Origin of the sequence: Wolbachia endosymbiont of Drosophila bicornuta (assembly GCF_028982105.1) — a bacterium.
Classification (GTDB): domain Bacteria; phylum Pseudomonadota; class Alphaproteobacteria; order Rickettsiales; family Anaplasmataceae; genus Wolbachia; species Wolbachia pipientis.
Genome location: NZ_JAPQLF010000133.1, coordinates 11,959 through 19,027, shown reverse-complemented (window position 1 = coordinate 19,027; position 7,069 = coordinate 11,959). Strand labels below are relative to the sequence as shown.

Annotated in this window: 7 protein-coding genes; 3 read left to right on the top strand and 4 right to left on the bottom strand. The window is 33.8% G+C overall.

Translation table 11 applies throughout. The annotated features are described in order from the left end of the window. Positions 1–42: 42 nt before the first annotated feature. From OZD68_RS05825 to hemF, 3 genes are all read right to left on the bottom strand, one after another. On the bottom strand, positions 43–417 hold the full coding sequence (locus OZD68_RS05825; protein ID WP_259366091.1) for a hypothetical protein: 375 nt from the start codon (positions 415–417) through the stop codon (positions 43–45). Positions 418–467: 50 nt separating this feature from the next. Next, a complete protein-coding gene (locus tag OZD68_RS05820) occupies positions 468–1,265 on the bottom strand; it encodes a hypothetical protein (RefSeq protein WP_244663027.1) in 798 nt (265 codons plus the stop codon). Between the two features lie 81 nt (positions 1,266–1,346). After that, positions 1,347–2,171, bottom strand: coding sequence for an oxygen-dependent coproporphyrinogen oxidase (hemF, locus tag OZD68_RS05815; RefSeq protein WP_182309819.1), 825 nt, complete (start codon positions 2,169–2,171; stop codon positions 1,347–1,349). Between the two features lie 160 nt (positions 2,172–2,331). On the opposite strand from hemF, the gene OZD68_RS05810 reads away from it, so the two are divergent. From OZD68_RS05810 to OZD68_RS05800, 3 genes are all read left to right on the top strand, one after another. After that, positions 2,332–4,812, top strand: a complete 2,481-nt coding sequence (locus OZD68_RS05810) for a response regulator (protein ID WP_182309820.1) — start codon at positions 2,332–2,334, stop codon at positions 4,810–4,812. Between the two features lie 90 nt (positions 4,813–4,902). Further along, complete coding sequence (locus tag OZD68_RS05805; protein WP_182309821.1) at positions 4,903–5,745, top strand: ParA family protein; 843 nt, start codon at positions 4,903–4,905, stop codon at positions 5,743–5,745. Continuing rightward, a complete protein-coding gene (locus OZD68_RS05800) occupies positions 5,742–6,593 on the top strand; it encodes a ParB/RepB/Spo0J family partition protein (protein WP_182309822.1) in 852 nt (283 codons plus the stop codon). The genes OZD68_RS05805 and OZD68_RS05800 overlap by 4 nt, the downstream gene beginning before the upstream one ends. A gap of 112 nt (positions 6,594–6,705) precedes the next feature. Here the strand turns inward: OZD68_RS05800 and OZD68_RS05795 are convergent, their stop codons facing one another. After that, complete coding sequence (locus OZD68_RS05795) at positions 6,706–6,882, bottom strand: hypothetical protein (RefSeq protein WP_182309823.1); 177 nt, start codon at positions 6,880–6,882, stop codon at positions 6,706–6,708. Positions 6,883–7,069 lie beyond the last annotated feature (187 nt).

Here is a 7,069-nt window from a genome sequence, read left to right as displayed (position 1 = left end):
CTATATATCTGGGAGAACTTATACCTTATTATTCTATCTCTTTCATACCTTTATTTCCTTAACTTGACGCGTATGCTTATATCGACAGCCTCCTATTACTCCATGCTCAATACTCACTGAACCTATCTCAGATTTAGGAGCTAATTCTAATTGTTGTTCAACTTTTGTATCGGAATCATAGCCAGAATCGTAGCCAGAATCTCTACGCTCATATTTCTGCCTTATTTCTTCTACACTAAAGCCAGCCTTGGTCTTAATTTTTTGATCATTAGTCTGTTGCTGACTTATCGACTTATTAGCACTTAGCTCATTTAGCTTCACTTGCCAATCATTCACTTTATCTTGCACTAACCCATGGCAAGTTCCAGAATTAGCTTTTATGTCTTTTGCTTTTCTTTCTGCTCTTTTCTTGGACAAATCTACCCTAGCATAAATAGGTTCTGACGACTGTTCTGGCTCTTTCTGTTTTAGGCTAGTAGGCTTTTTTGTTCTGAAAGATCATCTATAGTGCAATAAATAGGTTCTTCTGATATACTCAAATAACCACTATCTTCCAATGATAAATTTTCAGTGGATTTTTTATGTGAATCATATATTTCAGCATAAATAGATTCTTCTGATACACTCAAATAACCATTCTCCCCTAATGAGTTACTAACCTTAGCATCATACACCTCAGCGTAAATTGGCTCTTTTGAAGGCAAAGCATCATAATTAGTGCTCTTTGGCTTATACTCAAAAGTTCTAGAAGGTTTTTGAGGTGGTATTACATTGTTGTTCACCTCAGCGTACATAGTTATTGGCTCATATTCAGAGGTTCTAGGAGGTTTTTGTTGTATAGCTTCAACATTCAAATCATCTGTAGAATAATACTCTGCGCCTTTTCCTAGTAAAAAGGAAACTGTGGGGTGAAGAATTATCTCTGCTGGTAAGTTTTTCTCACTATCCAATTTTAGATTTTTTGATTCTGCTAAACTCTCAATAACACGAATTATAACATTCTTTCCATTCTCATCTATTGAGTGGATATCAGCTCCACGATTAATCAGCAATTCCATTATTTTGTGATCTGTAGCATGTCCTAAAGCCTGATTTAAAGCTTGATTATTATTTATATCAAATGATCCTGTATTCTTGAGAGACATAGTCTTTGAAAAGAATTTTCTAAAACTATTTAATGCATCATAGAGAATTAGAGTCAGTTTAACACCTTTTATGTCATTGTTTTTGACAGATTTAATTAAAAAATTATCTATTATGCCCATGATTATACCCCCTATATAAAAGCTCACTACCATGGTACAATTTTAAACTATGATGATTTATTTTCTACTAATAGCAGCTCTCTATAACCACTTAACAAGTGGTGGCATTGACATCATAATTGCATCTGGATTGCCGTCAGTCATTAAACCAAACCTTGTGCCACGATCGTATAACAGATTGAATTCTACATATCTGCCACGTTTTATTAATTGATTTTCTCGTTGTTCTTTTGTCCAAGATTTTTGCATATGTTTACGTATGACGTGCGAATAAATTTCCAAAAAGGCTTCACCTACTGCTTTTGTGAACTCAAAATCATTTTCCCAATTACCAGAACTCAGATTATCATAGAAAATACCACCAATGCCACGTGGCTCTTTTCTGTGTTGTAAGAAAAAATAATTGTCACATTGCTCTTTAAATTTTGGATAATATCCGGTGTCAAATCTATCACATGTCATTTTGATTGATTCATGAATATACCTGCAATCTTCTTCATTTCTATATATTGGCGTAAAATCCATTCCTCCACCAAACCATTGTTTTGAAGTATATATCAGCCTTGTGTTCATATGTGCTGCAGGGATAAGGGGCGATTGCATATGAGACACTAAAGATATACCGCTTGCCCAGAACTCTCCGTTACTTTCACTTGCACCAGGAATTTCATTAATGGCTGAATCTGCAAATTTTCCGTGTACTTTTGAAACGTTTACTCCAACTTTTTCAAAAACATTACCAAAAATAATTCTAGATTCACCACCTCCACCACCTGGGCGATCCCACTTTCTCTTTTCGATCTTTGGCTCTGCGGATGATTGTTTTTCAATTAATAAGAAAGATTCTATGATCTTATCTCTTAGTGCACAGAACCATTTAAATGCTTGTGTTTTTTGTTTTTCCATAATATCCTCTTGCTAGCTTATTAACATTGTTATATCTGATATTTAAGGAACTTAATTAGATTTGGATGATAATTATCTATCAAAGACGTTAATAAATCTATAATAATTAAATCAATATAATAGAACATTTTCGTATGTACAACAATGCCAAGTAACAATAATGAATAAAAGATACATAGATAACAAAAAAGAGAACAGGGTTGACTTCATACTAAGAAATTATGGAATGTCAATTGTTGTGATGGCAGTTATTATGCTCTTACCTCCAGTAGCAATATCGATACTCTACTTTTTTGATATATATAGTCAGCATATTAATATAGAAATTAATTTATTAGTTAGCATTCTAACAACTCTCCTTATGATGTATAATGTAAAACGCTACAGATACCTACTTAATACTATAGAATTTCAAAATGCAATATTTGCAAATGCACTAAATCATAATACAGAATTTTGCCTTATTTTACATAAAGATGAAGGTATTATTTATGCTGATGCAAGGTTCTACGAAAGGTTTAAAGATCATATAGATGATGACATTACGTTAGATAAGATTCTTGAAATAGGAGATGTTTCAGAAGCAGACAAAAAAGTACTCTATCATGCACTAAAAAATAACTCTTCTGTACAGGTATGCATTTCCTTAAACAAGAAGAATAGAGTATCTAACTTTCTTTTGCTCTTTGAGCCGATACCAGATAATCCCCAAATTGCTATAAATAGTAATAAGATTTTAAATTTATCATTAGTGCCAATAGCAAGGCCAGATGGGTATTTTGTATTAAAAGCAACACAGATAAACAAGGAGCAGATATATGAAGAGTTAATAGAAAAACACAGCATAGGAACTTACATTGCAAATGCCAAAGGGGTGATTTTATCTGTAAATAAAAGATTTTTAGACATATTTGAACTAAAAAAACTGGAAAAAGGTAGCTCAATCAGTGATTTTATATCTCAATCTAAATATAACAATACAACAACCGATAATGAAATTTTGTTTTTTACTATAAGTGGTATTCCATTCAAGGCTTATATGAGCACTGCTATATTTTGTGATAAATACAACCATAGCTATATATATGGCTTTATAACACCAACCGAATCAAATATTGTTGATTATCAATTACACCCTTGTTTTGCAAATTCATCAATTGCTATCGCACAATGTGACATAAACGGCAACTTTGTAAAGAAAAATACTGCACTAATAAAGCTTGCAGGGTCAGATAATAATTCAATCTTTACGTTGATATTGGATAGTTATCATGTGAAAATACGTGAATATTTTTCGAGTAATAGAATAAATAATGCGTCTTTTGATGTACAGCTCAACGGCGGTAATAACATAAAAATATATTTCAATAAGTTTCTTCATAATAAAATGATCTTCATACTTTGTTATTTTATTGACAATACTGAACACAAAAACCTAGAGATAAAGCTTGAGCATTATCAAAAGATGCAAGCTATAGGGCAGTTAGCAGGTGGTATTGCGCATGATTTCAACAATATATTGACTTGGATAATAGGATTTTGCGATTTGCTTTTACTCCAACACTCAGCTGGTGACGCATCTTTTGGAGATATAATACAGATACAGCAAAATGCAAAGCGTGGATCAAATTTAGTAAGACAATTGCTTGCTTTCTCAAGAAGACAGACCTTGCAGCCAAAAATTATTGATGTAAATAATACTATAGCTAATCTTTATGAAATGATAAAAAGATTAATAGGTGAAAATATAAAATTTAATATTTATTATGGTAGAGACTTGGGTGCTGTTAGGGCTGATCAAGGGCAATTAGAGCAAGTTATACTTAACTTAGCAGTCAATGCTAGTGCTGCTATGGAAAAGGGCGGAGAATTAACTATACGAACCTTTAATCAAAAGATTGACTCATTAAATTCTACACCTCAGGATATGTTTTCTCCAGACAAGGAAACGATCGAACATGGAAATTATGTTGTGATTGAAGTAATTGATACTGGATGTGGAATGACAAGTGATACAATTGGAAAGGTATTTGACCCATTTTTTTCTACCAAAGATATTACCTCTGGTACAGGTCTTGGCCTCTCTACTGTATATGGCATTATTAAACAAACTGAAGGATACATCTATGTTGCTAGCAAAGTAAATCATGGAACTAAATTTAGCATATTTTTGCCCATGGTTTACATATCAGATGAAAATCTGAGAGAGGAAGATAGTGAAGAAATAGAAAGACCTGTAGTAAGTGAAATTAAAGGTAATGGTATAATTTTATTGATTGAAGATGAAGATTCAGTAAGGGAATTCATTGCTAAAGCACTAAAAAGGAAAGGATTTGATGTAATAGAAGCAAGCATAGGCAGCGAGGCGCTAGAAATAATCAGTAAAAAAAGTCAACACATAGATCTTATAATCACTGATGTAATCATGCCAGAGGTGAGCGGCCCAGAAATAGTTAAAGAAGCATTGATCCATAGGCCAAATATCAACGTTATTTTTATTTCTGGGTATGCAGAAGATGCTTTTTTAAAGAGTGATGACATCAATATAGAAGATTTTCACTTTTTGCCAAAACCATTCACTCTGAATGAATTAGGAAACAAGGTTCAAAGTGTGTTACACAAAGCAAAAAAGACAGTCTAATTTTAGTGTGGTTAACAACAAAAAAATTTTCTAATGCAAAAGTTTCTTGCATATATACAATAGAATTATTTTATACATAAGATAAAAGGCGTGAGCAAGATTATTGCAATAGTAAATCAAAAGGGTGGAGTTGGCAAAACCACAACTAGTATAAATTTATCGACAGCCTTTGCTGCTGTGGGAAAAAGCACTTTATTGGTAGATCTTGATCCTCAAGGAAATGCTAGCACCGGGCTCGGGATTTCTTATCGTAGTAGGGAAGAAAAAAATATATACAAAATACTACTAAGCAGCGAAAATAAATTGATAGAATCGGCAATTTTCAATATAAAGGAAATTCCAAATTTATCACTAATTTCGTCAGTAGTTGATTTATCAGCTGCAGAAATTGAATTATCGCAACTTGAGCGAGGAAAATTTGTGCTAAAAAGCGCATTAGAGAAGATACGCGATAATTATGAGTATATAATCATCGATTGCCCTCCATCACTTGGGCTTCTAACCATAAATGCTTTGACTGCTGCTAATTCTATTATTGTCCCTCTTCAGTGTGAATTTTTTGCTTTGGAGGGATTAAGCCATTTAGTTAAAACTGTAGAGCTGATAAAAAGAAATAACCTAAACCCTTTTTTGGCAATAGAAGGGATAGTGTTAACAATGTATGACAGGCGCAACAAACTCAGTGAACAGATTAAAAACGATATTTGCCAGTATTTAAATGATAAAGTATACAAAACTATCATCCCATTGTATGAGACTGTTATTCCACGTAACGTACGGTTATCAGAAGCGCCTTCTCATGGAAAACCCGCTATTGTGTATGATCTTAAGTGTCCTGGTGCAGAAGCATATATAAGTTTGGCAAGGGAAATTTTAAAAAAGCACGCGAGCAGTTGTAAGGAGAAGAAACTAGTAAGCGAGGGCGTAGTATGAAGGATGATAGACGCCTCGGCAGAGGTCTTGCCGGCCTCATAGGCGATAATTATGATAATAAAGAAGATCGACAAGGGCATTTGCCTATTTCATTACTGCACCCAAGCAAATTTCAACCGAGGAAACATTTTGACGAGGAGTCATTAAGAGAACTTGCAAATTCGATAAAGAAAAGTGGCATTATACAGCCTATCGTGGTACGCAAAGATTCAAATGATGATGGTTATGAAATAATAGCTGGAGAACGTCGTTGGCGAGCAAGCAAGATTGCAAATCTTGATAGTGCACAGGTTATCATAAAAGATCTGAGCGACAAGGAATGCTTGGAAGTATCCATTATTGAAAACATACAAAGGCAAGATATTAATCCAATAGAGGAAGGTGAAGCTTACAGAAAACTGATAGATGAGTTTTTCTATGCACATGAGGAATTAGCTTCAGCTATAGGCAAAAGCCGCAGCCACATAACCAATATGATTCGGATGTTGTTGCTCCCTGATAGGGTGAAAACAATGATCAATGAGAAAAAATTGTCTATGGGTCATGCAAGAGCGTTGATTAATGTTGAAAATGCGGAAAGTATTGCAGAAAAAATAGTTTCTCAGGGCTTAAGCGTTAGACAAACTGAAAAACTGATAAAGGACCTACATCAAAACAACAATCAAAAAGAGAAGAGATATACTAGAAATCAAGATATGACAGTAATAGAAGGCGCTATATCTTCTCAACTTGGTTTAAAGATCAAAATTAATGACAACAATTCTAAGGGTAAAGTTATGATACGGTATGATAATCCAAATGAATTGGATTTGATATTGAAAATTTTGAATAGGAAACTTGAGGCATAGCTAGTAGTTGGCTAGCAAAGCAACAAACCAATATCAACTGTTGGTGTCATGAAAGTAGCTGACACTGGAATCCAGGAATTTTATTAAGTTGGTAAGCATAAAAGTATAACTTCTACGTCATAACGCCGCGGTATCCGCTAACAAGCAGCGGGGTGACGATTGTCAGGGTAGCTGTCATCCCAGTGCCCTGACTACTTGGATCCAGGAAAAAGAATGGTGTCATCCCAGTGCGTGATACCCTAGTAGAAATCGTTTTTGTAATTGCAACATTCGTGCAATCTTTAGCCATAAATATTTAAAAAATTTACCAAATGAAAAAAAAGGCAAAAGAAACCCTGGGGTTATTATCCGCTTTAAAATATTGGCGTTTTTTATGTTTTAAACGCTTGACAAGCAAGATTAAGCTGCTTTTAATTGCAACTAACTTACGCTGCAAATGTTTAAGAAGTTTACTAAGCAGAAAAAAAGACAAAGAA

What these genes read in the sequence shown, in the direction of transcription:
- OZD68_RS05820 (WP_244663027.1), bottom strand. Translation starts at nt 1,265, where the DNA reads ATGGGCATAATAGATAATTTTTTAATTAAATCTGTCAAAAACAATGAC.
- hemF (WP_182309819.1), bottom strand. Translation starts at nt 2,171, where the DNA reads ATGGAAAAACAAAAAACACAAGCATTTAAATGGTTCTGTGCACTAAGA.
- OZD68_RS05810 (WP_182309820.1), top strand. Translation starts at nt 2,332, where the DNA reads ATGAATAAAAGATACATAGATAACAAAAAAGAGAACAGGGTTGACTTC.
- OZD68_RS05800 (WP_182309822.1), top strand. Translation starts at nt 5,742, where the DNA reads ATGAAGGATGATAGACGCCTCGGCAGAGGTCTTGCCGGCCTCATAGGC.
- OZD68_RS05795 (WP_182309823.1), bottom strand. Translation starts at nt 6,882, where the DNA reads ATGGCTAAAGATTGCACGAATGTTGCAATTACAAAAACGATTTCTACT.